General features: G+C 66.9%; 20 protein-coding genes. 15 read left to right on the forward strand and 5 right to left on the reverse strand.

All coding sequences use genetic code 11. The features are described 5' to 3' along the window. The first annotated feature begins 203 nt into the window (after positions 1–203). From AC07NN_RS08125 to AC07NN_RS08160, 8 genes are all read left to right on the forward strand, one after another. Positions 204–1,025 carry a flagellin gene (locus tag AC07NN_RS08125; RefSeq protein WP_494639360.1) on the forward strand — a complete coding sequence of 274 codons (822 nt, stop codon included), beginning with the start codon at positions 204–206 and terminating at the stop codon, positions 1,023–1,025. 112 nt (positions 1,026–1,137) lie between these two features. Next, positions 1,138–1,494, forward strand: coding sequence for a flagellar protein FlaG (locus AC07NN_RS08130; RefSeq protein ID WP_494639362.1), 357 nt, complete (start codon positions 1,138–1,140; stop codon positions 1,492–1,494). A 198-nt stretch (positions 1,495–1,692) separates the two neighbouring features. Next, a complete protein-coding gene (locus tag AC07NN_RS08135; protein ID WP_494639365.1) occupies positions 1,693–2,529 on the forward strand; it encodes a flagellin in 837 nt (278 codons plus the stop codon). Between the two features lie 89 nt (positions 2,530–2,618). Continuing rightward, positions 2,619–3,173, forward strand: a complete 555-nt coding sequence (pseH, locus tag AC07NN_RS08140) for a UDP-4-amino-4,6-dideoxy-N-acetyl-beta-L-altrosamine N-acetyltransferase (protein ID WP_494639367.1) — start codon at positions 2,619–2,621, stop codon at positions 3,171–3,173. A 79-nt stretch (positions 3,174–3,252) separates the two neighbouring features. Continuing rightward, a complete protein-coding gene (locus AC07NN_RS08145; RefSeq protein ID WP_494639369.1) occupies positions 3,253–6,108 on the forward strand; it encodes a hypothetical protein in 2,856 nt (951 codons plus the stop codon). Positions 6,109–6,171: 63 nt separating this feature from the next. Then, positions 6,172–6,858 (forward strand): hypothetical protein, encoded by a 687-nt coding sequence (locus AC07NN_RS08150; RefSeq protein WP_494639371.1) that lies wholly within the window; start codon positions 6,172–6,174, stop codon positions 6,856–6,858. Between the two features lie 21 nt (positions 6,859–6,879). Then, positions 6,880–7,275: a hypothetical protein gene (locus AC07NN_RS08155; protein WP_494639373.1), complete on the forward strand. Its 396-nt coding sequence runs from the start codon at positions 6,880–6,882 to the stop codon at positions 7,273–7,275. A 172-nt stretch (positions 7,276–7,447) separates the two neighbouring features. Next, entirely contained in the window at positions 7,448–7,960 is a 513-nt protein-coding gene (locus tag AC07NN_RS08160; protein WP_494639375.1) for a single-stranded DNA-binding protein, read from the forward strand. A 123-nt stretch (positions 7,961–8,083) separates the two neighbouring features. On the opposite strand, the gene AC07NN_RS08165 is transcribed toward AC07NN_RS08160, so the two are convergent. Further along, a complete protein-coding gene (locus AC07NN_RS08165) occupies positions 8,084–8,623 on the reverse strand; it encodes a GNAT family N-acetyltransferase (RefSeq protein WP_494639377.1) in 540 nt (179 codons plus the stop codon). Between the two features lie 314 nt (positions 8,624–8,937). Between AC07NN_RS08165 and ppdK the strand changes: the two genes are divergently transcribed. The 4 genes from ppdK to AC07NN_RS08185 all read left to right on the forward strand — a co-directional run bounded on the left by ppdK (position 8,938) and on the right by AC07NN_RS08185 (position 13,842). Then, positions 8,938–11,625, forward strand: coding sequence for a pyruvate, phosphate dikinase (ppdK, locus tag AC07NN_RS08170; RefSeq protein WP_494639379.1), 2,688 nt, complete (start codon positions 8,938–8,940; stop codon positions 11,623–11,625). Between the two features lie 74 nt (positions 11,626–11,699). Continuing rightward, positions 11,700–12,359 carry an SAM-dependent methyltransferase gene (locus tag AC07NN_RS08175; RefSeq protein WP_494639381.1) on the forward strand — a complete coding sequence of 220 codons (660 nt, stop codon included), beginning with the start codon at positions 11,700–11,702 and terminating at the stop codon, positions 12,357–12,359. A gap of 92 nt (positions 12,360–12,451) precedes the next feature. After that, on the forward strand, positions 12,452–12,916 hold the full coding sequence (locus tag AC07NN_RS08180; RefSeq protein WP_494639383.1) for a heme-binding protein: 465 nt from the start codon (positions 12,452–12,454) through the stop codon (positions 12,914–12,916). A gap of 11 nt (positions 12,917–12,927) precedes the next feature. Continuing rightward, entirely contained in the window at positions 12,928–13,842 is a 915-nt protein-coding gene (locus AC07NN_RS08185) for a DUF4861 family protein (RefSeq protein WP_494639385.1), read from the forward strand. A gap of 122 nt (positions 13,843–13,964) precedes the next feature. Here the strand turns inward: AC07NN_RS08185 and wrbA are convergent, their stop codons facing one another. Beyond that, positions 13,965–14,564 carry an NAD(P)H:quinone oxidoreductase gene (gene wrbA, locus AC07NN_RS08190; RefSeq protein ID WP_494639387.1) on the reverse strand — a complete coding sequence of 200 codons (600 nt, stop codon included), beginning with the start codon at positions 14,562–14,564 and terminating at the stop codon, positions 13,965–13,967. A gap of 90 nt (positions 14,565–14,654) precedes the next feature. After that, positions 14,655–15,353: a pirin family protein gene (locus AC07NN_RS08195; RefSeq protein WP_494639389.1), complete on the reverse strand. Its 699-nt coding sequence runs from the start codon at positions 15,351–15,353 to the stop codon at positions 14,655–14,657. Between the two features lie 131 nt (positions 15,354–15,484). Here AC07NN_RS08195 and AC07NN_RS08200 point away from each other — a divergent pair, with 131 nt between their 5' ends. Next, on the forward strand, positions 15,485–16,384 hold the full coding sequence (locus AC07NN_RS08200; RefSeq protein ID WP_494639391.1) for a LysR family transcriptional regulator: 900 nt from the start codon (positions 15,485–15,487) through the stop codon (positions 16,382–16,384). On the opposite strand, the gene AC07NN_RS08205 is transcribed toward AC07NN_RS08200, so the two are convergent. Together AC07NN_RS08205 and AC07NN_RS08210 are read right to left on the reverse strand one after the other, a co-directional pair. After that, the gene (locus tag AC07NN_RS08205; protein WP_494639393.1) at positions 16,381–18,819 is read right to left on the reverse strand and encodes a hypothetical protein; all 2,439 of its coding nucleotides are present in this window, start codon (positions 18,817–18,819) and stop codon (positions 16,381–16,383) included. The genes AC07NN_RS08200 and AC07NN_RS08205 overlap by 4 nt on opposite strands. A gap of 87 nt (positions 18,820–18,906) precedes the next feature. Further along, entirely contained in the window at positions 18,907–20,232 is a 1,326-nt protein-coding gene (locus AC07NN_RS08210) for an Hsp70 family protein (RefSeq protein ID WP_494639395.1), read from the reverse strand. A 208-nt stretch (positions 20,233–20,440) separates the two neighbouring features. Between AC07NN_RS08210 and AC07NN_RS08215 the strand changes: the two genes are divergently transcribed. Both AC07NN_RS08215 and AC07NN_RS08220 read left to right on the forward strand, forming a co-directional pair. Beyond that, entirely contained in the window at positions 20,441–22,285 is a 1,845-nt protein-coding gene (locus AC07NN_RS08215) for a methyl-accepting chemotaxis protein (RefSeq protein WP_494639397.1), read from the forward strand. 53 nt (positions 22,286–22,338) lie between these two features. Beyond that, positions 22,339–23,520, forward strand: a complete 1,182-nt coding sequence (locus AC07NN_RS08220; protein ID WP_494640035.1) for a BaiN/RdsA family NAD(P)/FAD-dependent oxidoreductase — start codon at positions 22,339–22,341, stop codon at positions 23,518–23,520. Positions 23,521–23,531 lie beyond the last annotated feature (11 nt).

Below are 23,531 nucleotides of genomic sequence, written 5' to 3' on the forward strand. Positions count from 1 at the left end.
ACAATTGCCTATGTCGAAAGCCTCCCGGCAAAAATTGCCGGGAGGCTTCGTCGTTAATGGATGTATAACTCAGTAATTTCAGCGATTTAGCGGGATTGTCGCAGCCCGGCAGAATTGGCCCGGCAATTGCTACAGACCTTTTCGAGCAAAACGCTCCCGGCAGCCAAAATGGCGTCGGATACCTTGAAAAGGAACCTAGTCGTATGCCGCTGAATAGCATCAATACGAACGCTGGCGCTTTCGTCGCCCTGCAAAACCTGAACACCACGAACAGCGAGCTGGGTGTTGTCCAGCAACGCATCAATACCGGCAAGAAGGTCGGTAACGCCAAGGACAACGGCGCCATCTGGGCCATGGCCAAGAACCAGACGGCCACCGCCAACAGCCTGAATTCGGTGAAGGACTCGCTGCAACGCGGCCAGTCGACCATCGACGTGGCGCTGGCCGCCGGCGACACCATCACCGACCTGCTGGGCAAGATGAAGGAAAAGGCTCTTGCCGCTTCCGACACCTCGCTGAACACCGCCTCGTTCAACGCCCTCAAGGCGGACTTCGAGTCGCTGCGCGATCAGATCGAAAAGGCCGCCACCAACGCCAAGTTCAACGGCGTCAGCATCGCTGACGGCAAGACCACCAAGCTGACCTTCCTGGCCAACACGGACGGTTCGGGCTTCACGGTCGCCGCCAAGAGCTTGAACCTGACGGGTCTGAAGCTGTCGGCTGCCTTCACCTTCACCTCGGCCGCCAACGCCAAGTCGCAACTCGTCGAGATCGACAAGGCCATCGGCACCGCCACCAACAAGCTGGCCTCGCTGGGTACGTCGTCGACGGGCCTGGACACCCACCTGACCTTCGTCGGCAAGCTGCAAGACAGCCTGGAAGCCGGCGTCGGCAACCTGGTGGACGCCGACCTGGCCAAGGAAAGCGCCAAGCTGCAGTCGCTGCAAACCAAGCAACAGCTTGGCGTGCAGGCGCTGTCGATCGCGAACCAATCCTCGTCGTCGATCCTGAGCCTGTTCCGCTAAGGAACTGGAGGAGGCGGGTCCCGGGGACCCGCCTCCCTCTTTCCTCAGGATCCGATCGCAGGAGCATTCAATTCGTAAGGAGGGTCGGCACGTAATCGCCGGCGATTAGAAAATGGAACCCAAAGCCGCATTGTCGGCCATTCGAGACTTCATTGCCCCCGTTTCTCCCGCGAACGCCCCGGACCCGTCCGAGGGCGCGAACGTCGTTTCGGGGCAGGGCGGCCTGGCGGCCGCGGCGCCGGTGGAGAAGGCCCTTCCAGCCGAACCCGCCAAGCCTGTCGACGATGGCCCTCAGCCTGGTGATCTGCGTCTCGTGATCGAGCAGGACGACGACTCCGGCGAGTATATCTACAAGACGGTCGACCGCCGCACCGGCGAAACGCTGCAACAGTTCCCGCGCGAGCAGGTCCTGAAGCTGCGCGAAGAGTCCGACTACGCGTCGGGCGACGTCTTCGACGGCCAAGCCTAGGCGGTAGCAAGTCTAGGCCGGGCCTGTTGGGCGCGTCCGACGGGGAGGGTGCGACGGCGGGCCGCAGGCCTTAACGGACATGGTTTATATCCGTTAACCATAATCTTACTTTCTGAGCCCAATTTCGGCGGCGACTAGATCGCACGTCGAATCGCGTGCGGTCGCAACCAACGGCAAAATCGCCGATCGGAGGCCGCGATGACGCTAAGCGTCAACACGAACCAGCCCGCGCTGATCGCGCTGCAGAACCTGAACCGCACCAACGACGACATGCAGTCGGTGCAGACCCGCATCAACACGGGCCTGTCGATCTCGACCGCCAAGGACAATGCCGCCGTCTGGTCGATCGCCCAGGAACAGCGCGCCGACCAGAGCGCCCTCGGCGCGGTCAAGATGAGCCTGGATCGCGCGACCTCGATCGCCGACGTGGCCCTGGCCGCTGGCGAGTCGGTCTCCGACCTCCTGAAGCTGATGCGCGAGAAGGTGGTGGCCGCCAAGGACACCTCGCTGACGACGACGTCCCGCACCTCGCTCAACGCCGACTTCCAGGGGCTCCTGAAGAACCTGCAGCAGGTCGTGAGCAGTGCGGTCTTCGACGGCGCCAACCTGCTGGACGGCAGCCAGGCCGCCGATATGCAGTTCCTGGCCGACGCCGATGCGGCTCAAGCCATTACGCTGTCGCTGCAGAACCTGTCGCTGGGCGGTCCGGTCAATACGCTGAACCTGACGGACGACATCCTGACGCCGGCCAACGCCACAACGGTGCTGGCGAACCTCGACACGACGATGAGCGCGGTCAACCAGGCCGTCGGCAACATCGGCACCCAGGCCAAGCAGATCGACGCCCACAACAGCTTCGTCTCGCGCCTGACCGACGTGCTCGAGACCGGCGTGGGTAACCTCGTCGACGCCGACCTCGCCAAGGAAAGCGCTCGCCTGCAAGCCCTGCAGGTCAAGCAGCAGTTGGGCGCCCAGGCTCTGTCGATCGCCAACGGCGCGCCGCAGATCATCCTGTCCCTCTTCAAGGGCGGCTAACCCTCCAGGTTGAAAGCCAGTCTGAATTAGGTCCCAAGGCCCGGCCGAGCTAAGCTCGCGCCGGGCTTTTTGGGGATTCGGCGAAGGGCATGATCGAGCTGCGCGACTTGCGGGACGAGGACGAGGCGATCCTCTTTCAGTGGCGCTCGGAGCCCGAGGTCGACCGCTGGATGTCGGACGCCGATCTGCCCAGCCGCGAAGCCCACGCCGCCTGGTTCCAGGCTCTGCGCACAGATGCCGACATGCGCGGCTGGATGATCACCCGCGGCGGCGCGCCGATGGGCTTGCTGACCCTGACCGGCCTGACCAGCCATCATCGCCGCGCCAGCTGGAACTGGTTCCTGGGCTCGGCCGAGGCGCGGGGCAGGGGCGTCGGTCGCGCTGCTCAAGTGCTCGGACTGGACCACGCCTTCGGCGAACTCGGCCTGCACAAGGTATTCGCCGAGGTCATGGCCGACAACGACGCGGCCCTGAAAGCACAGTCGGCCGCCGGTTTCCGCCGCGAAGGCTATCTGCGGGGGCATGTTCTTAAGGACGGTCAGCCCCGCGACGTGGTGCTGCTGAGCATTCTCGCCTCGGAATGGGCGGAGCTGCGCGAAGGCGCTCGCCGGGCTCTTTCCGACGCTAACCTTATCGCGGCTTAAGCCTAGGGCTTAACGAGTCGTAAGCGATCGTCTGGCAAAGGTACCAGCGGGGCATTTTGCGCTCCGCCCGGATTCGCTCGTGATCAGTTTCGATACCAGCGCGCTGCTCAGCTACTATCAGGCCCGTTCGGGCCTGACGGGCGCTGCTGCGTCCGCGCCGGTCACGAAGTCCAAGGCCGTCGTGCCGAACGCGCCCTGGCTTGGCGGCGCAACGCCGCCGGCCAGCGAGCTGGTCCGTTCGGCCCTTAACGGCCGCAAGTTCGTTGACGAAGGCGCCAACACCTCCAGCCTCAAGGGCGTCAGCCCGGACTACAAGAAGTTGTTCGCCACCTATCAGGCGCTCAACACCCTGACGGCGCTGAATACGCGCGCAGGTGAGAAGGGTGTCGCGGATGGCGAGATCGAGCGCCTGCAGACCGCGCTGACCAAGGGGCTCGGCGAGATCGGAAACTACGTCCAGGGCCTGTCGCTGGACCAGATGCGCCTGACGACGGGCTCGGTCACGACCACGGCCAAGAGCACGGTCGGCGTGCCCAAGGCGACCTATTCCTACACGACCGACACGCTCTACAGCGGCCAGGTCGACGACGAGGTGCCGAAGTTCCAGGGCAATGTGTCGTTCAGCGTCGCGGTGAAAAGCTTCGGCGTCACCTCGAACGTGACCATGGACCTGTCGGAGATGGGCTCGACGCCGCGGACGATGTCCAATGTCGTCAGCTACATGAACGGCAAGCTGAAGACGGCGGGCTTCAACACGAGCTTCTCGGTGCAACGCACCACGGGTGAGGAGCGCACGGTCCAGGTCAACGGCAAGCCCGTGAAGCTGCCGGCCACGGGCGACGACTTCGCCCTGAAGGTCAACGGCGACTCGGCGGAGCAACTGACCTTCTCGGCGCCGACCACGGCGCCGGCGGTCTATGTGACGACCAAGGCCGGCGATCCGGACCCGGACAAGAACGCGGCGACCGACGACGGCGTCTTCGAGACCACGCTGAGCAAGTACAGCGCCTCGGGGACCGGCGGCGGCGCGGGCGCGGGCGCGCCGGGCGGCAAGGTCTTCACCGAGACGCTGCAAGGCACGATCTCCACGGTCCGCAAGTCGGTGACCGGCGCGGACGGCTCGATCTATATGCTGGCCGACGTCGACACGGCGGTGGAAGGCAAGACCGACCTCAACGGCCAGATCATCAAGGGCGAGAGTGACGTCGCCCTGCTGAAGTACGACAGCGCCGGCCATCTGCTCTACGCCCGGACCCTGGGCGCGACCGACGAGGCCAACGGCCTGTCCCTGGCCGTCGCCGACGACGGCAGCGTCGCCGTGGCCGGTTCGGTCAGCGGCCGCCTGCAAGGCGCGGTCACCGGTCCGATCAACAACGGCGACAGTTCTTCGGTCACCGACAGCTTCGTCACCCGCTACGACGCCAAGGGCGACGAGCAATGGACGGTGCGCCGCGGCGGCCTGCAGGAGGACGAGGCCACGGCCCTGGCCTTCGGCTCCGACGGCGTCCTCTATGTGGGTGGTCGCAGCAAGTCCGACCTGCCGGGCGCTGTCGGCACGGATCCGTCCGGCGGCTGGGATGCTTACCTGACGGCCTTCGCCGCGGACGCCGGCGGCCAGCCCAAGGCGCTGTTCACCCAGAAGTTCGGCACGGCCGAGAACGACTCCGTCTCGGACATCGTCGTCAACGGCTCGCAGGTCATCGTCGGCTCGAAGGAGAACGGCGAGGCCATGCTGCGCAGCTTCGACGTCGCGGCCAATGTCGTGACCGAGAACGTCACCCAGCTGGACCAGTACGGCGCCTATCAGAGCGTTCCGGTGACCTACACCAAGACCGCCACCGTGACGGCCGGCGCGACGCGCGACCTGGGCTCGCTGAAGGGCGGCGAACTGGTCGGGCTGAAGATCGACGGCGGCCAGCTCTATGTCGGCGGCTATACGGCCAACAACCTGATGTCGATCAACGGCGCGACGACCGCGCCGTCGGGCGGCATGGACGCTTTCGTCGGCCGCATGTCGCTGGACATCTCCGACAACGGCGCCGACACGCTGACCTATTACGGCGGCACCGGTGACGACACTGTCACGGGCTTCGCGGTCTCGAACGGCACGGCCTGGTTCGCCGGTGCGGCCGGCAAGAACCTGGACGGCCAGGAGACGGTGGGGACCAAGGACGGCTACGTCGCCCAGGTCAATGTCGGCACGGGCAATGTCGACTGGAGCCAGCGCCTGACCGGCAAGGACGGCAACGCGACGCCGACCTCGCTCGCGGTTTCGTCGGCCGGCGCCTCGTCCCTGGACCTGTTCGGCCTGCCCAGCGGCAAGATGGACTTCACGCAGTCCGACCGGATTGTCTCGGCGACCGCGGCGCGGGCCGGCGACACTTTCCAGATCCGGACGCGCGAGCGCGGCACGCTGACCACGATCAAGATCGAGGCCAACGACACGCTGGAAACCCTCGCCGACAAGATCAAGCGCGCCTCGGGCTATCGCGCCAAGGTCGAGGTCGGCAGCAACGGCAACAGCCGCGTGCTGAAGATCAGCCCGGCCTCCAGCACCTCGACCATCGAGATCGTGGCCGGCAAGGGCGGGACCGACGTGCTGAGCTCGCTAGGCCTGGCCGGCGGCGTGGTGCGCGCCACCAAGACCGACGACGGCAAGACCGTTTCGGCCGACGGCAGCGGTCCGGTCTACGGCCTGCAACTGCCGCCCGAGCTGGACATCACCAGCGAGGCCGGCCGGAAGAACGCCAGCATCGTCCTGCAGCGCGCCATGTCGTCGGTTCGCTCGGCCTATCGCGAGATCGCCGACACGGCGATGGGGATCAAGAACGACAGCGGATCCAGCTCCGGCAAAACCGACGGCACGGTGCCCGCCTATCTGAAGAACCAGCTTTCGAACTATCAGGCGGCGCTGAACCGGCTGACGGGCGGCTGACACCAGCCCTTTTCTGGCCCCGTCGTGCTTGAAAGCGTCATCGACGCGTCGTAGCCAGGGACCATGGATTTCCTCAAAGATCGACGGACCGTTCTCATCTTCGGCGGCGGCGCGGCTTTCGCGGTGCTGGCGGGTCTGGGCATCGCCGTGGCCCTGATGTCGGGGCACAAGCAGACCGAGGCCCCGCCGGCCTCGCGCGGCGGCCTGATCGTCGAGACCGGCCGTGACGACGACAGCAAGTTGGACCCCGCGCGCCCGCTGCGCTGCTTCGTCGGTGGGACTTTCGTCGGCGAGATCACCCTGGCCGAATGCGCCAAGAAGAACGGCGTCGCCACCGGCGCCCTGGACGTCGGCGTCGACGAGACCGGGGCCCTGGCCGCCGCCGACCAGGCTGGCACGGTGCTGACGCCGCTGCCGCCGACCCCGACCGTCACCGCGCCGACCGCGCCCGCGCCGTCGAACCCGGTCGCGCCTTCGACGCCGACCAATGCTTCGGCCAACACGCCGCTGGGCGCCTGCTGGCGCTACGCCGGCAACGAATGGCGGCGCCTGCCTGGCGAGATCACCCTGAACGCCTGCGCCCAGCAGCTGTTCGGCGGTCGCTGCGAGAAGACCGGCGGCGCCACCTATGGTCGCTGGGGCGAGGAAACGCTGCGCCTGGTGCCTGGGCGGGTCGAGATCTCGTCGGACAACCGCAGCTTCCACACCGCGTTCGACCAGGGCCCGAACTGCTCTATCCCGAACGGCTGATTGGTTTTATAAGTGTAATCCATGAAGAAGACCGTCCTCGCCGTTGCCGCACTCCTGACCGTCTCCAGCCTCGCGCTCGCCGGGTGCGAGAAGCAGACCAAGGCGCCGTTCGAGCAGGGCGTCTGCTTCCATGTGGGCGTCAACAAGGACGGTACGCTGCGCTACAATCCGGTGGCCCGTAACGTGCCGCAGATGGAAGAGTGCGCCGCCACGCTGGAAGGCATGCGCATCCGCTTCGTCCGCATGGGCCAGTCGAACAGCAAGAGCATGGTCGGCGCTTACCAGGGATCCTTCATCTTTATCGAGAAGGAGGGCATCTATCTGGGCCAGACCTATGAAGGCGCGCGCTTCATGTCGCTGGTCCGCACCGGCGATGGCCGCCTGGCCGTCCCGGGCGCCATCCGTCCCGCCCAGTAACGCTTCTCTCTGACGCCTCGACGAAGCGGGCGGGCGACTCGTCCGTCCACAGCCCTCTTGCTCGTCCACAAGAACATTGCAAGAACAAAGCTTGCATTTCGGGCGCGCACTTCGTTAACGTCCGCGCTTAGATTCCGGCGCAAGGGTCGCCGGGCGAGAGCAAGGTCAAGCGATGGCTGGCAGCGTCAACAAAGTCATTCTGGTGGGCAACCTCGGGGCCGACCCCGAAATCCGCAGCCTGGGTTCGGGCGACCGCGTCGCCAACCTCCGCATCGCAACCTCGGAAACCTGGCGCGACCGCAACAGCGGCGAGCGCAAGGAAAAGACCGAGTGGCACCGCGTGGTCATCTTCAACGACAACCTGGTGAAGGTCGCCGAGCAGTACCTGAAGAAGGGCTCGACGGTTTACATCGAGGGCGCGATCCAGACCCGCAAGTGGACCGACAACACCGGCGTCGAGAAGTACTCGACCGAAATCGTGCTGCAGAAGTTCCGTGGCGAACTGACCATGCTGGGCGGCCGCGGCGACAGCGCCGGCGCCTCGTCGGGCGGCGGTGACGAGTACGGCGGCGGCTATTCGGGCGGCGGCGGCTCCAGCTTCGGTGGTGGTGGCGGTCAGCGCAGCCAGCCCAGCGGCCCGCGCGAGAGCTTCTCGGCCGACCTGGACGACGAAATCCCGTTCTAGAGCCAGATCGGCAAAAGATAGTGGAAGGCCGTATGGCGGCCGCTTAGAGCCAAAGACGGCGCCTCCACGGGGGCGAGTGGCGGACGATCCGGTCGGGTCGTCCGCCGCTTTCGTTTTAGGGGGCTAGAGCAGGGCGCTTGGCGCCGACCACCGATACCGCACCACATCCACCTCGCGCCCGCCTGGAGCCGCCTCGCGATAGCACGCGACCTCCACGCCGCCCTTGCGCTCGTAGAAGCCCAGCGCTGAGGCGTTCGGCGCATAGACCTCCAGGTGCAGCGGCGCGCCGCCGTGCTCCTCGACCAGCCATCGCGCCACGCCGGCCAGCAGGGCCGAGCCCAGGCCGCCGCCTTTACGCTCGGGGGCGACGTGCAGGTTGTCGAGCAAAGCGCCCACCTCGGGCCTCAGCCGGAACGAGGCATAGGCCAGGCCTACGGGTTCGGCGCCATCCATGGCCGCCAGAATCAGGTCGCTCGCGGGATCGAAGTCGGCGAACCGCGCGCGCCAGGTCGTCCGCGAAACCTCGAACAGCTCGGTGTCCAGATAGGCGTCGCCATAGAGGCCGCGATAGGCGACCTGCCGACTGCGAGTGTGCAGGTCGGCGATGGCGTCAGCGTCGTTTCGGGACGCGCCGAGTCGGGCGAGCAGGGGGCTCATACGCATCAGAGGATGCATTTCGCAGCGCGAAGACAAGCGCTCAGATCGTCCGGTTCCGGTTCAAGTCGCGGATTCGCCGCGCGCTCGCCGCGAAGCTTGCGAAGTCCGATATGCGGACAACGTTGTCATTGGAATTATTTGCCGAATTCTCTTGTTATCACTTGGAACGCGAACCGCCAGTGGACGCGTTCTTGGCCAAAGTGCTACTGAGGCGCCCGGATATTGCACTGCGGGATCACGACACGCGGAGCTGTTCCAGGGCGAGACGACCCCCGTCAGAGGGGCGCGGCCTTTTCACTTATCGCAGGGTGAATTCAAAGATGCCGGTTGAGACGCTGACCAAGGCCCGCTGGGTTTACGGTTTCGGGGGAGGCGGCGCTGACGGCGACGCTTCGATGAAGAATCTCCTAGGGGGGAAGGGCGCCAATCTCGCGGAGATGTCGTCCCTGGGCCTGCCGGTTCCGCCCGGCTTTACGATCACCACCGAGGCCTGCGTCCACTACTACGCCAACGGCAAGCAGTACCCGGCCGAGCTGGCTCAGCAGGTCGCCGCCGGCCTGGCCAAGATCGAGGAGATCACCGCCAAGACCTTCGGCGACGTCGCCAACCCGCTGCTGGTCTCGGTGCGCTCGGGCGCCCGCGCCTCGATGCCGGGCATGATGGACACGGTGCTGAACCTGGGTCTCAACGACGAGACCGTCGAAGGCCTGGCCAAGCTGTCGGGCGACCGGCGCTTCGCCTATGACAGCTATCGCCGCTTCATCCAGATGTACTCGAACGTCGTGCTCAATCTCGAGCACCACATGTTCGAGGAGATTCTGGACGACCACAAGGATCGCCTGGACGTCCACGTCGACACCGGCCTGACGGCCGACGACTGGGCCGAGGTCATCAAGGACTACAAGGCCGCCGTCCGCGACCACCTGGGCAAGCCGTTCCCGCAGGACGCCCAGGAGCAGCTGTGGGGCGCCGTCGGCGCCGTGTTCGCCAGCTGGATGAACGATCGCGCCAAGTTCTATCGCCGTATGCACGACATTCCCGAGAGCTGGGGCACGGCCGTGAACATCCAGTCGATGGTGTTCGGCAATATGGGCGAGACCTCGGCGACCGGCGTGGCCTTCACCCGCAATCCGTCGAACGGCGACAACCGCCTGTACGGCGAGTTCCTGATCAACGCCCAGGGCGAGGACGTGGTGGCGGGCATCCGCACGCCGCAGTCCCTGACCAAGGCCGCCCGCGAGGAAATGGGCGACGTCGCTCCCTCGATGGAAGAGGCGATGCCGGAGGTGTTCGGCCAGTTCAAGTCGGTCGTGGAGACGCTGGAGCGTCACTACCGCGACATGCAGGACATCGAGTTCACCGTCGAGCGCGGCGTGCTCTACATGCTGCAGACCCGGAACGGTAAGCGCACCGCCAAGGCCGCGCTGAAGACGGCCGTCGACATGGCCGCCGAGGGCGTGATCAGCAAGGAAGAGGCCGTCGGCCGCGTCGAGCCGGCCTCGCTGGACCAACTGCTGCACCCGACCATCGATCCGTCGGCCCATCGCGACGTGATCACCAAGGGCTTGCCGGCCTCGCCCGGCGCGGCGACCGGCAAGATCGTCTTCGACAGCGACGCCGCCGAAAAGGCCGCCGCCAATGGCGAGTCGGTGATCCTGGTGCGCGAGGAAACCTCGCCCGAGGATATCCACGGCATGCACGCCGCACGCGGCATCATCACGGCCCGGGGCGGAATGACCAGCCACGCCGCCGTCGTGGCGCGTGGCATGGGCCGTCCCTGCGTCTCCGGCGCCGGCGACGTGTCGATCTTCCCCAAGGAAGGCCTGTTCCGCGTCCGTGGTCGCGAGTTCAAGCTGGGCGAGACCATCACCATCGACGGCTCGACCGGCGACATCCTGGCCGGCTCGCCGAAGATGATCGAGCCCGAGCTGACCGGCGACTTCGCCACCCTGATGGGCTGGGCCGACGAGGTCCGCCGCCTGAAGGTGCGCGCCAACGCCGAGACGCCGCTGGACGCCAAGACCGCCCGCCAGTTCGGCGCGGAGGGCATCGGCCTGTGCCGCACCGAGCACATGTTCTTCGACGACACCCGGATCGCCGCCGTGCGCGAGATGATCCTGGCCGATGACGAGAAGGGCCGCCGCGCGGCCCTCGCCAAGATCGCGCCGTTCCAGAAGGCCGACTTCGTCGAACTGTTCACGATCATGGAGGGCCTGCCGGTCACGATCCGCCTGCTGGATCCGCCGCTGCACGAGTTCCTGCCGCACACCGAGGAGGACGTCCAAGCCGTGGCCGAGGCCACCGGTCTGGACGCCGCCAAGCTGCTGCGCCGGGCCAAGGAGCTGCACGAGACCAACCCCATGCTGGGTCACCGCGGCTGCCGCCTGGGCGTCTCGTATCCCGAGATCTACGAGATGCAGGTCCGCGCCATCATCGAGGCCGCCTGCGAGATCGCCAAGTCGGGCAAGGCCGCTCCGGTCCCCGAGATCATGCATCCCCTCGTCGCCAAGGGCGAGGAGATGAAGTACCTGCGCGACCTGACCGACCGCACCGCCAAGGCTGTGCTGGAAGAGCAGGGCGTCGAGATCACCTATTCCGTCGGCACGATGATCGAGCTGCCCCGCGCCGCCCTGCGCGCCGGTGACCTAGCCCAGAACGCCGAGTTCTTCAGCTTCGGCACCAACGACCTGACCCAGACGACGTTCGGCATCAGCCGCGACGACGCCGGCAAGTTCCTGAACGCCTATATCGACAAGGGCATCTTCGAGAAGGACCCCTTCGTCAGCCTCGACCAGGAAGGCGTCGGCGACCTCATCCGCTTGGCCGCCGAGCGCGGCCGCGCGGTGCGTCCGGACGTCAAGCTGGGCATCTGCGGTGAACACGGCGGCGACCCGGCCTCGATCAGCTTCTGCGAGAAGGTCGGCCTCGACTACGTGTCGTGCTCGCCCTACCGGGTGCCGATCGCGCGGTTGGCTGCGGCGCAAGCGGCGTTGGCCAACAAAGGCTAGAACCCAAGAAGGGGCCTCGGACTGGACAGTCCGGGGCCCTTTCCCTATCCGGGATCGATATCTCGGGGGATTTCATGGCCTATCTGCGCTGGCGCCGATTCACGGAGCTGATGTCCCTAGACCGTCCGTGGGTCGGCGAGCTGTTCATGCGCAAGCGGAACAAGCCGATCATCGCCGCGCCGGTCGAGAAGTGGGACGCCGAGTACCAGGACGGCATCTACGACCGCCTGAACCGCTCCGAACAACGCCACCATCACCGCCTGCTGGCCGCGATGATCGCCGACCGCTGGCCCAATCCGCGCGTGCTGGAGATCGGGGCGGGCGAGGGCGTGTTCTACGAGGCCTTGCGGGCCCACCGGCCGGCCCGCTATGTCGGCGTCGACTTCTCCAAACCCGCCGTCGAGCGCGGCGAGATGCGCCTCGCGCCCGAGATCGCGATCGGCGAGGTCAAGATGCTGCTGGGCGACGGCCGCATCTTCGCGACCGACGAGACCTTCGACGTCGTGGTCTTCTCCGAGTGCATCGAGCATCTGGGCGAGGTCGAGGCACTGGTGGCGCACTACGCCCCGAACCTGAAGCCCGGTGGCGCCGTGGGCCTGACCATGTGGCTAGCCCTGAAGCCGCTGCGGCTCTGGCATCGCTTGAAGGCCCTGGGCGAGATGCTGGACGAGGCGGTGATCAACACGCCGTGGGGCGGCGGCTGGCTGACGGCCGTGGTGCGTCCGAAGGACTGATCCACCGGCTGGATTATCCAATTCAAAAATTTGGCTAGACCAATTTCGGGCCGACGCTATACCCAGGAGCAAGACTTCTGGGAGGAAGCATCATGCTGGCGATCTTGGCCTTCAGCGCGACCCTGGCCGCCGCGCCTGATCCGCAGCCTCAGATCCTGACGCTTCCGGTCGCAATCGACCTCGCCAAGGCCGCCATCGGCGCCTGCGCCGCCAAGGGCGCACATGTCTCCGCCGCCGTCGTCGACGCCAAGGGCAATCCGCTGGTCGTCCTGCGCGATGAGCTCAGCCCCAAGCCGCCGATCGCCGCGCCGCGCAAGGCCAATGCCGCCGTCGTCTTCGACCTGCCCGGCAGCGTCATGGAGCCGCGTGAGAAGTCCGATCCCGAATTCGCGGCCAAGATCGCCGCCGATCCCGATCGCCTGAACGCCCACGCCGGCTCGTTGCCGCTGCACGTGGGAACCGCCGTCGTCGGCGGGCTGGCGATCGCCGACACCACGCACGAGGCGGCCGATCAGTGCGCCCGGGCGGCCCTGGCCAAGTTTCCGCAGTTCCATTGAGAGCGTTCGAGATGAAGAAGACCCTGATCCTCGCCGCCGTCCTGGCGCTCTCGCTGGGCTGCGCCCACGCCCAGGAGCACGCGCCCGCCAAGCCGCTGCCCAAGCCCGACGCCGAGGGCCAGAAGCCGCGCGCCACCGTGGTGCTGGCCCCGTACCGCTTCAACGACATCCTCTGGGAGAACGACCGCACCGCGCACCGGATCTACAGCCGCGACCTGGAGAAGAACGAGCCGCCGTCGACCTCGGGCGTCGACGCCTGGGGCAAGAGCGAGCGGTGGCCTTACATGGACCGCCAGCTGAAGACCGGCGACCAGCACGCCAACCATGGCGAGGGACTGGACTTCTACGACGTCGGCACCGGTCGCGGCGCGGGCGGGCTGGGCGTCTGGCAGGACAACAAGCTCTGGACCTCGCGCAACTGGTCCAGCTGGAAGATGATCCAGAACGGGCCCGACGTGGCCTCGTTCAGCGTCGACTACGCGCCGTGGCCGGTCGATGTGGATCGCAAGGTCTGGGAGACGCGGACCTTCACCCTGCCGCTGGGCACCAACTTCACGCGGATGGTCTCGACCATCAGCTCCGACCAGCCGGGCCCGCTGATCGTCGGCATCGGCATTTCCAAGCGCAAACGCGCTAGCGGGACGGGCGTGTTCAAGAAGGACCTGGCGCCTGGCCGCGTCACCTTCTGGGAGCCGGCGGATCCGGAGAAGGGCTCGATGGCCATCGCCCTGATGGTCGACCCCAAGTCGGTCGTCGAGGTGCGCCAGGACTTCGACAACTACCTCGTCCTGATCAAGGTCGAGGCCGGCAAGCCGTTCGTCTACTACATGGGCGCGGCCTGGGATAAGGGCCTGGACTTCCACTCGGCGGCCGAGTGGGACGCCTATGTGACCTCGCAGGCCCCGGATTTCGATCCGAAGCACTAGCTGCAAATAGAACGAAAAGCCGCCCCGAGGCGGAGGGAGTCCTCGGGGCGGTTCGTTGATCGTCGGCCATTGGGGGAGGGCGCGGACGATCGGCTACGGCTTGTAGATCCTTGGAGGGAGGATCAGCCGTGCAGCTTGAGGGCGGTCTCGGCGATCTTGCGGCCCTGGTAGCGGGCGCCGACCAGCTCGTTTTCGCTGGGCTGACGCGAGCCGTCGCCGCCGGCGATGGTGCTGGCGCCGTAGGGGCTGCCGCCGGTGACTTCGTCCAGCGTCATCTGACCGGCGTGGCCGTAGTCGAGACCGACGATCACCATGCCAAAGTGCAGCAGGTTGGTGATGATCGAGAACAGCGTGGTCTCGTTGCCGCCGTGCTGGGTGGCCGTCGAGGTGAACGCGCCGCCGACCTTGCCGTGCAGGGCGCCGCGGGCCCACAAACCGCCGGCCTGATCGAGGAACGAGGCCATCTGCGAGCTCATGCGGCCGAAGCGCGTGCCCGTGCCGACGATGATGGCGTCGTAGTCGGCCAGTTCAGCGACGGTCGCGACCGGCGCTTCCTGGTCCAGCTTGAAGTGGGCCTTCTGGGCGACTTCAAGCGGCGCGGTTTCCGGCACGCGCTTGATGTCGACCTGGGCGCCGGCTTCACGAGCGCCTTCGGCGACGGCCTTGGCCATGGTCTCGATGTGGCCGTAGGATGAGTAGTAGAGAACGAGAACCTTGGCCATGACGGCCTCCTTGCGGGAACTGTGGGGAGGAAGGTCGGACGCGAGGTTTAGGTTTCCTCGCGTCCTGTTTCTTGAATGGAACGGTCGCGCTTACGCCGCGTCGACCAGAACCAGTTCGGCGTCTTCCAGCGCGGTGACGGTGATCACGTCCTCGTCCTTGATGCCGGCGCCATCGCGGGCGTTCAGCTTTACGCCGTTGACTTCGACGACACCGACGGCGGGCACCAGATAGCCGCTGCGATCCTTGCCCAGGGCGTAGGTCGTGCTCTCGCCGGCCTTCAGCGTGGCGCCCAGAACGCGGGCGTCGGTGCGGATCGGCAGGGCGTCGGCGTCATCGGCGAAACCCGAAGCCAGGGTCACGAACTTGCCCGAGCGGTCGCCCTTCGGGAACGGCTTGGCGCCCCAGGAGGGAGCCGCGCCGAAGGTCTTGGGCTCGATCCAGATCTGGAAGATCCGGGTCGTTTCCGGCTCGAGGTTGTACTCCGAGTGACGGATGCCCGTGCCCGCGCTCATCACCTGGACGTCGCCGGCCTCGGTGCGACCCTTGTTGCCCAGGTTGTCCTGGTGGGTGATCGCGCCGTCGCGGACATAGGTGATGATCTCCATGTCGCTGTGCGGGTGCGGCGGGAAGCCGGTGTTGGGGGCGATTTCGTCGTCGTTCCAGACCCGCAGCGCACCCCAGTTCATGTTGCTGGGATCGTAGTAGCTGGCGAACGAGAAGTGGTGCTTGGCGTTCAGCCAACCGTGGTCGGCGCCGCCAAGATTATCGAACGGCTTGTGGACGATCATGGCTCTAAACCTTTCTGTACCCTCTGGAGTGCGCCGCGTCGGCGCGTCCTGTTGAGGAGAAGATAGGCGGCTGGCTGAGATCATAAATAGAAACGATTGAAACTCATCGTTTCCAAAACTACGATTATGCCATGTCCAAGCTTCCCGATCTCGAAGGCCTCGCCGTGTTCGCCAAGGTGGTCGAGCTGCGCTCGTTCGCCGCCGCCGCCGACGAGCTGGCCATGTCCAAGGCCACGGTCTCCAAGGCCGTCACCCGGCTGGAGGAGCGCCTAGGCGCGCGGCTCTTCAATCGCACCTCGCGTCGCCTGGCCCTGACCGACGCCGGCCAGTCCCTCGTCCAGCGCGCCAGCCGCGTCCTGGCCGAGGCGCAGGCGGCGGAGGAGGAGGCGTCCAGCCAGTCCTCGGCCCCGCGCGGCAACGTGCGGATGGCCGTGCCGATGTCGCTGGGCATCACCAGTCTTGGGCCGGTGCTGCCGGGCTTCTTCGAGGCCTATCCGGACGTCTCCGTCGACCTGCACCTGTCGGACGCCACCGTCGACCTGGTCGGCATGGGCTTCGACCTGGCCCTGCGCGTGGCGGCCCTTCCGGACAGCTCGCTGGTCGCTCGGCGGCTACGCGCCGTGAAGCGGCATGTCGTGGCTGCGCCTGGCTACTGGAGCAAGCACGGCAGGCCGAACCATCCCGCCGGCCTGGCCGAGCATCGTGGCCTGACCTATGGCCACCAGTCCGCGCCGGAGACCTGGCGCTTCCAGAAGGGCGGGGAGGAGGCGTCCGTGCGTCCCCGCTCGGTGATCCGGGCCAACAACGGCGACGTCTTGGTACCATCGCTGATCGCCGGGGTCGGCGTGGCGGTGCTGCCGGACTTCATCGTTGGCGAGGCGCTGGCGGCCGGAAGGTTGGAAGAGGTGCTGACCGACTGGACCGCCGCCCCGATTGCTCTGCACCTAGTCATGCCGCCCGGCGGCCCGCGTCCGGCACGCGTCGAGGCCTTGGCGAACTACCTGGCCAAGGCGCTGGCCGGCAAAGCCTAGGGAAGCCGCTCGACCTGAGCCGGGGTGAAGGCGCCGACTTGCAGTGGCGTCATCGATGCGACGTTGGTCGCCGACAGCCAGCCTAGCTGCGAGAGGGTCAGGCCCGGAATCTGGGCCGGCTGCAGGTAGCTGACCTGGGTCGTGGTCAGGCTGGCGATCACCGAGGTCGCCAGCGAACCGACCTGGGCCGCGGTCAGGGCTTGGACCTGCGGGCCATTGAGGCGGGCAAAGGCGGTCGCCGTCAGGCTGCGCAGCTGGAACGCCGACAGGCCCGTCAGGGTGCTGGGCGCCAGGGCCGAGACCTGGTCGGACGACAGCGCGGCCAGGTCGGTCACCGACAATGCGACCAGCTGCGAGGCCGTCAGGGCGGAAACCTGAGTCGTGGTGAAATCGCCGATGTCCGTGGTGCTCAGCGCGCTGAGCTGCGTCTGGCTGAGGCCAGCGATCTGCGAACGGCTCAGGGCCTGGAAGGCGGTGGCCTTGAGCCCGCTGAGGTGACTGGCCGACAGTCCGCCGATCTGGGTTCCGGACAGCGAGAAGAACTGGGTCGTGGTCAGCTCGGCCAGGTCGGTGTCCGACAGACCGCCCATTTGCGTGGCGGTGAGGCCGGCCAGTTGGGTCGAGGTCAGGCCGCGGATCTGCGTCAGGCTCAGGCCGTTGAAGTTGGTCGTCGACAGCCCGCCCATCTGAGCGCCGCTGAAGCTGTCCAGCTGAGCCTGGGTGAACTTCGCGAAGTCGGTTTCGGAGAGGCCGCCGATCTGGGTCGCCGTCACCGCCGCCAGCTGCGATCCGCTCAGACTGCGGACCTGGTCCTGGCTGAGGCTGTTGAAATTGGTCGTCGACAGCGAAGCCATCTGGGGCGGCGTCAGATGCTGGACCTGGCTCGGCGTGAACTTGGAGAAGGTGTCCTTGGCGAGCCCGGCCACCTGCGTCGGGGTCAGGGCCGCCAGCTGGTTCTCGGTGAAGGCCTGGATGTTTTCCTGGGTCAGGCCGTTCAGGGTGGTGGTGGCCAGGGCGGCCACCTGGGTGGCGTTGAAGGTTTCCGCCTGGGAGGTCGTGAACTCGGCATAGTCGGTCTGCGACAGGCCGCCGATATGCGTCGTTGTCAGCCCCGCCAGCTGGGCCGCGGTCAGCGCCCCGATCTGGCTCCGGTCGAGCGCGTTGAAGTTGGTCGTCGTCAGCGCGGCCAACTGCGTGGTCTTGAAAACCTCGACCTGGGCGGGCGTGAACGCCGCGAGGCTGGTCTGGGACAATCCGCCGATCTGGGTCGTGGTCAGGCCGCCCAACTGGGTGGCGGTCAGGACCTGGATCTGGTCTTGCCTCAGGTTGTTCAAGCCGGTGGCGGTCAGGGCTGCCAGTTGGGTGGTGCTGAAGATCTCAACCTGGGCCGGCGTGAATTCACCGAGATCGGTTTCCGAGAGACCGGCGATCTGGGTCGTGGTCAGCGCGGCCAGTTGCGTCGCATTGAAGACCTGGATCTGGGTCTGGCTCAGGCTGTTGAGACCGGTCGTACTCAGGGCGGCCAGCTGGGTGTTGCTGAACACCGCTACCTGGGCTGGGGTGAACTCGGCGAGTTCGTTAGCGCCCAAGGCGCGAATCTGGGTCGTTTTCAGGCCTACGATTTGGTCCGCCGTCAAACCGGCCACGTGCTCGGCCGAAAGGCCGGCGAAACCATCGGCGCTGAAGCTGGCTAACTGCGTTGCCGTGAGGCCTTGGACCAGCGCGTCGGAAAAGGCTGCGGTCTGGACGCCGCTCAGGGCCGTGATCTGAGTGGCCGACAGCGCGCCCAGATCGGTGTCGAGGGCCCGGATCTGGTCGCTGGTGAGCGCCGCGATCTGGGTCGCGGAGAAGCGCTGCAGGTGCGTGCTGGTCAGCGACCCCAGGCGCTCGCCCGCCAGGGACGAGATCAGGGTGGCGGGCAGGGCGGCCATCTGGGTGGCCGACAGGGTCGCGAACTTCTCCGGCGAGAGCTCGTTCAGGTCCTCGGCGCTGAACGCGGCGATCTGGGTGACGGACAGCTGCGCGATCTGGGTCGTGCTGAGCGCGGCGACCTGGGTGGCGTCCAGACCCGTGAAGTGGGTGGCGTCCATCGTGCCGACCTGGGTGGCGCTCAGCGCCTGCAAGCGCTGGGAGTCCAGCTTGGCCAACTGGGTGGAGGTCAGGGCGTTGAGTTGGACGCCGCTGAAGGCCTGTAGCTGGTCGATGTCGAACAGGAGGTTCTGCGAGAAGGCCGGGATTTGGGTGGCCGTCAGGCCTTTGACCTGGGTGGACGACAGCGCCGAGACCTGGCTGGAATCCAGGACGCCGATCGCTTCGCCCGACAGCGCCCCGACCTGGGTGCTGGACAGGGTTTCGAGCTTGGTCGTCGAGAGGTTCTGGATCGTCGTCGTCGCCAGGTTGGCGATCTGGGCGGCGGAGAGGTACGAAATCGGCACTGGACTCGTTGCCCCAAAGGTCGCGACGCGAATCGTTCGCGTTAACCATAGGCAAAAGCCGCAGGCGCGGCCATGCGGCGAAAGGGACTAGCTCGCTCGCATGGTCCAGAGATCGAGATCGGCTTCGCGACCGATCAGCGCCAGGCCCGAGGCGATCGACTCGAACTCGCCGCCGCTTTCGATCTTCTCGGCCCCGAAGCGGCGCAGGAAAATCTCGCGCACGGCCGGCACGAACGAGCTGCCGCCGGTCAGGAAGACGCGGTCGACGCCGGCTTCGGTCAGGTCGGCGCGTTCCAGGGCCTGGCCGACGGCGGTCTCGATGGCCGTCAGTTCCGGGTTGATCCAGGCCTCGAACTCGCTGCGCTGGACGTGCTTCTCGATCTCCACCGAGCCGGCGGCGAAATGGAAGGTCGCCTCGGTCTGGCTCGACAGCGCCTCCTTCAGCGCCGAGACCGACTTGTAGAGGGCGTAGCCGTGGTTGCCGTCCAGCACCTCGATCAAGGCCGCGATCTTCTCGGGCTCCACGGCCGCGCGCTCTAGGGCGCGGATGTCGCGCATGTCCTTGGAGGCGCGGAGCAGGGCCAACTGGTCCCAGCGAGCGAAGGCGGCGTAGTAGCGCTGCGGGATCGGCAGGCTGTTGGAGAACGAGCGGTACTCCGAGCCCTTGCCCAGCTCGGGCGAGACCAACTGGTCGATGATCCGGTAGTCGAAGGCGTCGCCCGCCACGCCGACGCCCGAACGCGACAGCGGCGTCGAACGCAACGTGCCATCGGCGGCGCGCTCGAAACGGACCAGAGAGAAGTCCGAGGTGCCGCCGCCGAAGTCGGCGACCAGCACGGTGGCGTCCTGCTTCAGCTGCCGGGCGAAGAAGAAGGCCGCGCCCACGGGCTCGTAGGCGTAGCGGATGTCGGTGAAGCCCAGGCGCTTGAAGGCGTCCTCGTAGCGGCTCAGCGCCAGGCTCTCATTGGGCGAGGAGCCGGCGAAGGTCACCGGGCGACCGACGACGATGCGCGGGGGCAGGGCGTCCAGCTGGCCGGCGGCATGGTCCTTCAAGCGCAGAAGGAACGCGGCCAGCAGATCCTCGAACTGGTAACGCTTGTTGAGGATACGGGTCTCGGTGAAGGCCGAGGAGGCCGCGAAGGTCTTGAACGACTGGATGAACCGCGTCTCCAGCGGATCCTCAAGATAGGACTCGATCGCCCACGGGCCAGCCTCGACGACACGCTCGTTGGCTTGGCCGCCCACGCCCTGAACGCTGTGGAAGCTGAGCGCCGAGCGGAAGGCGAAGAGCTCGCGATTGTCCAGCGTGAAGCGCACCAGATGCGCGTGATCGTCGCCGTGCGTCAGCGAGACGACGGTGTTGGTGGTGCCGAAGTCGACGCCAATGGTCGGCGCGAGAGGTGCGGCCGTCATGGGATGGCTCGATATCTGTCGGGGCGGAGGGGGCGTGCGTCGTAACGCCTCCATCAAGAACGTCAAGCGCCCTGACCAGTTTAAGCGCTCATTTACGGTCGGCGCCGGAATCCTATTCGGTAATGGAGCCGGGTTGGGCACGATTCGTCTGACACCGGTGTCGCTCGCACAAAGTATGGCGAGCTCGCGTAAAGCTGGGGGGAAGGCTGTGAAGCTCGACGATCTCAAGATCTCCTCGAAGGTGCTGTTGCCCGCCGCCGTCCTGGCTGTCGCCACGGTGGCCTGCGCCGGCCTCGGGGTCTGGCAACAGAAACGCGCCGATGCGGCGACCGAACAGCTGGTGGCGCACCGATCGCCGGCCGAGGTCCAGTCCGCGCGCTACCTGCGCCGCCTTTCCATGATGGGCTACGCCGCGCACCGGATCGTCACCTATGACGGCGCCTCCGAGCAGGCCGAGTCGGCCTCCAAGCAACTCGACAAGGTCTATGGCGAGGGCAAGGAAAGCCTCGACAAGATCACCGCCGCCGATCCCAAGACCGCCGAATATACGGGCGAGATGCGGACCAAGCTGGACGCGGTCTATGCCGACGCGCGCTCGGCCGCCGACCTGGGCCTGAAGAACGACGACGTCGCCGCCGCTGGCGTGCTGGCCAAGGTCGATCCGGCCATCGACGCCCTGGCCAAGGAAGGCAAGACCTGGGGCGACGCCTACAACAAGGAAACGGCGGCCATGGTCGCCAGCGCCAGCAAGTCGGCCGCCGCCGGCTCGTGGCTGACCCTGCTGTTCGGCCTGGGCGCGGCCGCCTGCGGCATGGGCTTCTCGCTCTATATCGGCTCGTACAAGATCTCGCGTCCCGTGCGCTCGCTATCGCGCAGCATGACCGACCTGGCCGATGGCCAACTGAATGTCGCCGTGGTCGGCGCCGGTCGCCGTGACGAGGTCGGGTTGATGGCCCGGTCGGTCCAGATCTTCAAGGACAACGCCGTGGCCCTGCGCGCCTCGGAGGCCGAGCAGGCCCGGGTCAGCGCCGCCAGCGACAGCGAGCGCGCGCGCAACGAAGCCGTCTCGTCGGCCGCCGCCCGCGATCAGGCCTTCGTCATGGAGCGGCTGGCCGACGCCCTGTCGCGCCTGTCGAATGGCGACCTGACCGTCCGTGTCGCCGACGCCTTCCCGAAGGGCTACGAAGCCATCCGCGACGACTTCAACGGCGCCATCGCTCAGTTGGACGACGCCATGGGCGGCATCGTGGCCGTGGTCGGGACCGTCGGCTCCAGCGCCGACGAGATCGCCGCCGCCGCCGACAACACCGCTCGTCGCAGCGAACAGCAGGCCGCCAGCCTGGAAGAGACCGCCGCGGCGCTCGATGAGATCACCGCCACCGTCCGTCGCGCCTCGCAGGGCGCGGGCGAGGCCAGCCGGGTCGTCACCTCCACGCGGTCGGACGCCGAGCGTTCGGGCGAGGTGGTGCGCGGCGCCGTCTCGGCCATGAACCAGATCGAGCAGTCCTCGACCAAGATCGGCAATATCGTCGGCGTGATCGACGAGATCGCCTTCCAGACCAACCTCCTGGCCCTGAATGCCGGTGTCGAGGCCGCGCGCGCTGGCGAGAGCGGCCGGGGCTTCGCGGTTGTCGCCCAGGAAGTGCGGGCCCTGGCCCAGCGCTCGGCGGAAGCGGCCAAGGAGATCAAAGGCCTGATCAACGCCTCGACGGCCCAGGTCGACGAAGGCGTGCGCCTGGTCGGCCAGACTGGCGAAGCTCTGGATGGCATCGTGCTGAAGGTCGGCGAGATCGACGCCCTGGTGTCGGAGTTGGCCGCCTCGGCGCGCGAGCAGGCGACGGGCCTCAACGAGGTCAACGCCGCCGTGAACCAGATGGACCAGGGCGTGCAGCAGAACGCCGCCATGGTCGAGCAATCCACCGCCGTCAGCCACGCCCTCAAGAACGACATCGGCGGCCTGGTCCAGATGATCGGCCGCTTCGAGGTCAGCCAGAAGGCGCCCCCGCAGCGCCAACAGGTCGCCTCGCGTCCGGGCTATCGCCGCGCGGGTTGATTGACTTGCACGCCCGGCTCCGGTCGAAGGGACCGGAGTTGAGGTAAGTGGTCTTGGAAACTTTCGACGTCTTGGTTGTCGGCGCGGGCGCGGCCGGCATGATGTGCGCCATCGAGGCTGGCAAGCGCGGGCGCTCCGTGCTGGTGATCGATCACGCCAAGGCCCCGGGCGAGAAGATCCGCATCAGCGGCGGCGGCCGGTGCAACTTCACCAACACCGGCGCGTCGATCCATAACTTCCTGTCGGCCAACCCGAAGTTCGCCCTGTCGGCCCTGCGGCGCTATCGGCCGAAGGACTTCATCGCCCTGGTCGAGCGGTACGGCATTGCCTACCACGAGAAGACCTTGGGGCAGCTCTTCTGCGACGGCTCGGCCAAGCAGATCATCGACATGCTGCTGACCGAGATGAAGGCCGTCGGCGTCAAGCTACGGCTGGAGACGAGCTTTCAGGACGTGGCCAAGACCGAGGCCGGCTTCGAGGTCGAATTGTCATCCGGGACCGTCCGTTGCGCCTCGCTGGTGGTGGCCTGCGGCGGCAAGTCGATCCCGAAGATGGGCGCGACGGGCCTGGGCTACGAGATCGCCAAGCAGTTCGAGATCGGCATCGTCGAGACTCGGCCGGCGCTGGTGCCCCTGACCTTCGAGGCGGGTATGCTGGCGAAGCTGACGCCGCTGTCGGGCGTGGCGCTGGACGCTGTGGTCGCCCACGGCAAGACCAAGTTCCGCGAAGGCATGCTGTTCACCCACCGGGGCCTGTCGGGCCCCTCGATCCTGCAGATCTCGTCCTATTGGCGCGAGGGCGACGAGATCCGGGTCGACATGGCGCCGGGCGTCGACGCCCTGGCGACGCTGAAGGCGGCGCGTACGGCCTCGCCACGTCAGGCGGTGGCGACGGTGCTCTCGACCCTGCTGCCCAAGCGCGTGGCTCAGCTGATCGCCGACGACGAGGACGGGGCGAAAGGCAATATCGCCGACTGTTCGGACAAGGTGCTCGGCAGGCTGGCGGAGGCGGTCAATGCCTGGACCTTCAAGCCGGTCGGCTCGGAAGGCTATCGCACGGCGGAGGTGACGCTGGGCGGGGTCGATACCGATGCGCTCGACTCCCGCACCCTGGAGGCCAAGGCTGTCCCGGGCCTCTATTTCATCGGCGAGGTGGTCGACGTCACCGGCTGGTTGGGCGGCTACAATTTCCAGTGGGCCTGGGCGTCCGGCTGGTCGGCGGGGCAAGAGGCCTAAGAAAAGATCTG

The sequence above is a fragment of the Caulobacter sp. GW821-FHT09H08 genome (assembly GCF_059415885.1).

What these genes read in the sequence shown, in the direction of transcription:
- wrbA (WP_494639387.1), bottom strand. Translation starts at nt 14,564, where the DNA reads ATGGCCAAGGTTCTCGTTCTCTACTACTCATCCTACGGCCACATCGAG.
- AC07NN_RS08135 (WP_494639365.1), top strand. Translation starts at nt 1,693, where the DNA reads ATGACGCTAAGCGTCAACACGAACCAGCCCGCGCTGATCGCGCTGCAG.
- ppdK (WP_494639379.1), top strand. Translation starts at nt 8,938, where the DNA reads ATGCCGGTTGAGACGCTGACCAAGGCCCGCTGGGTTTACGGTTTCGGG.
- AC07NN_RS08160 (WP_494639375.1), top strand. Translation starts at nt 7,448, where the DNA reads ATGGCTGGCAGCGTCAACAAAGTCATTCTGGTGGGCAACCTCGGGGCC.
- AC07NN_RS08200 (WP_494639391.1), top strand. Translation starts at nt 15,485, where the DNA reads ATGTCCAAGCTTCCCGATCTCGAAGGCCTCGCCGTGTTCGCCAAGGTG.
- AC07NN_RS08155 (WP_494639373.1), top strand. Translation starts at nt 6,880, where the DNA reads ATGAAGAAGACCGTCCTCGCCGTTGCCGCACTCCTGACCGTCTCCAGC.
- AC07NN_RS08185 (WP_494639385.1), top strand. Translation starts at nt 12,928, where the DNA reads ATGAAGAAGACCCTGATCCTCGCCGCCGTCCTGGCGCTCTCGCTGGGC.
- pseH (WP_494639367.1), top strand. Translation starts at nt 2,619, where the DNA reads ATGATCGAGCTGCGCGACTTGCGGGACGAGGACGAGGCGATCCTCTTT.
- AC07NN_RS08165 (WP_494639377.1), bottom strand. Translation starts at nt 8,623, where the DNA reads ATGCGTATGAGCCCCCTGCTCGCCCGACTCGGCGCGTCCCGAAACGAC.
- AC07NN_RS08150 (WP_494639371.1), top strand. Translation starts at nt 6,172, where the DNA reads ATGGATTTCCTCAAAGATCGACGGACCGTTCTCATCTTCGGCGGCGGC.
- AC07NN_RS08210 (WP_494639395.1), bottom strand. Translation starts at nt 20,232, where the DNA reads ATGACGGCCGCACCTCTCGCGCCGACCATTGGCGTCGACTTCGGCACC.
- AC07NN_RS08175 (WP_494639381.1), top strand. Translation starts at nt 11,700, where the DNA reads ATGGCCTATCTGCGCTGGCGCCGATTCACGGAGCTGATGTCCCTAGAC.
- AC07NN_RS08125 (WP_494639360.1), top strand. Translation starts at nt 204, where the DNA reads ATGCCGCTGAATAGCATCAATACGAACGCTGGCGCTTTCGTCGCCCTG.
- AC07NN_RS08195 (WP_494639389.1), bottom strand. Translation starts at nt 15,353, where the DNA reads ATGATCGTCCACAAGCCGTTCGATAATCTTGGCGGCGCCGACCACGGT.
- AC07NN_RS08130 (WP_494639362.1), top strand. Translation starts at nt 1,138, where the DNA reads ATGGAACCCAAAGCCGCATTGTCGGCCATTCGAGACTTCATTGCCCCC.
- AC07NN_RS08180 (WP_494639383.1), top strand. Translation starts at nt 12,452, where the DNA reads ATGCTGGCGATCTTGGCCTTCAGCGCGACCCTGGCCGCCGCGCCTGAT.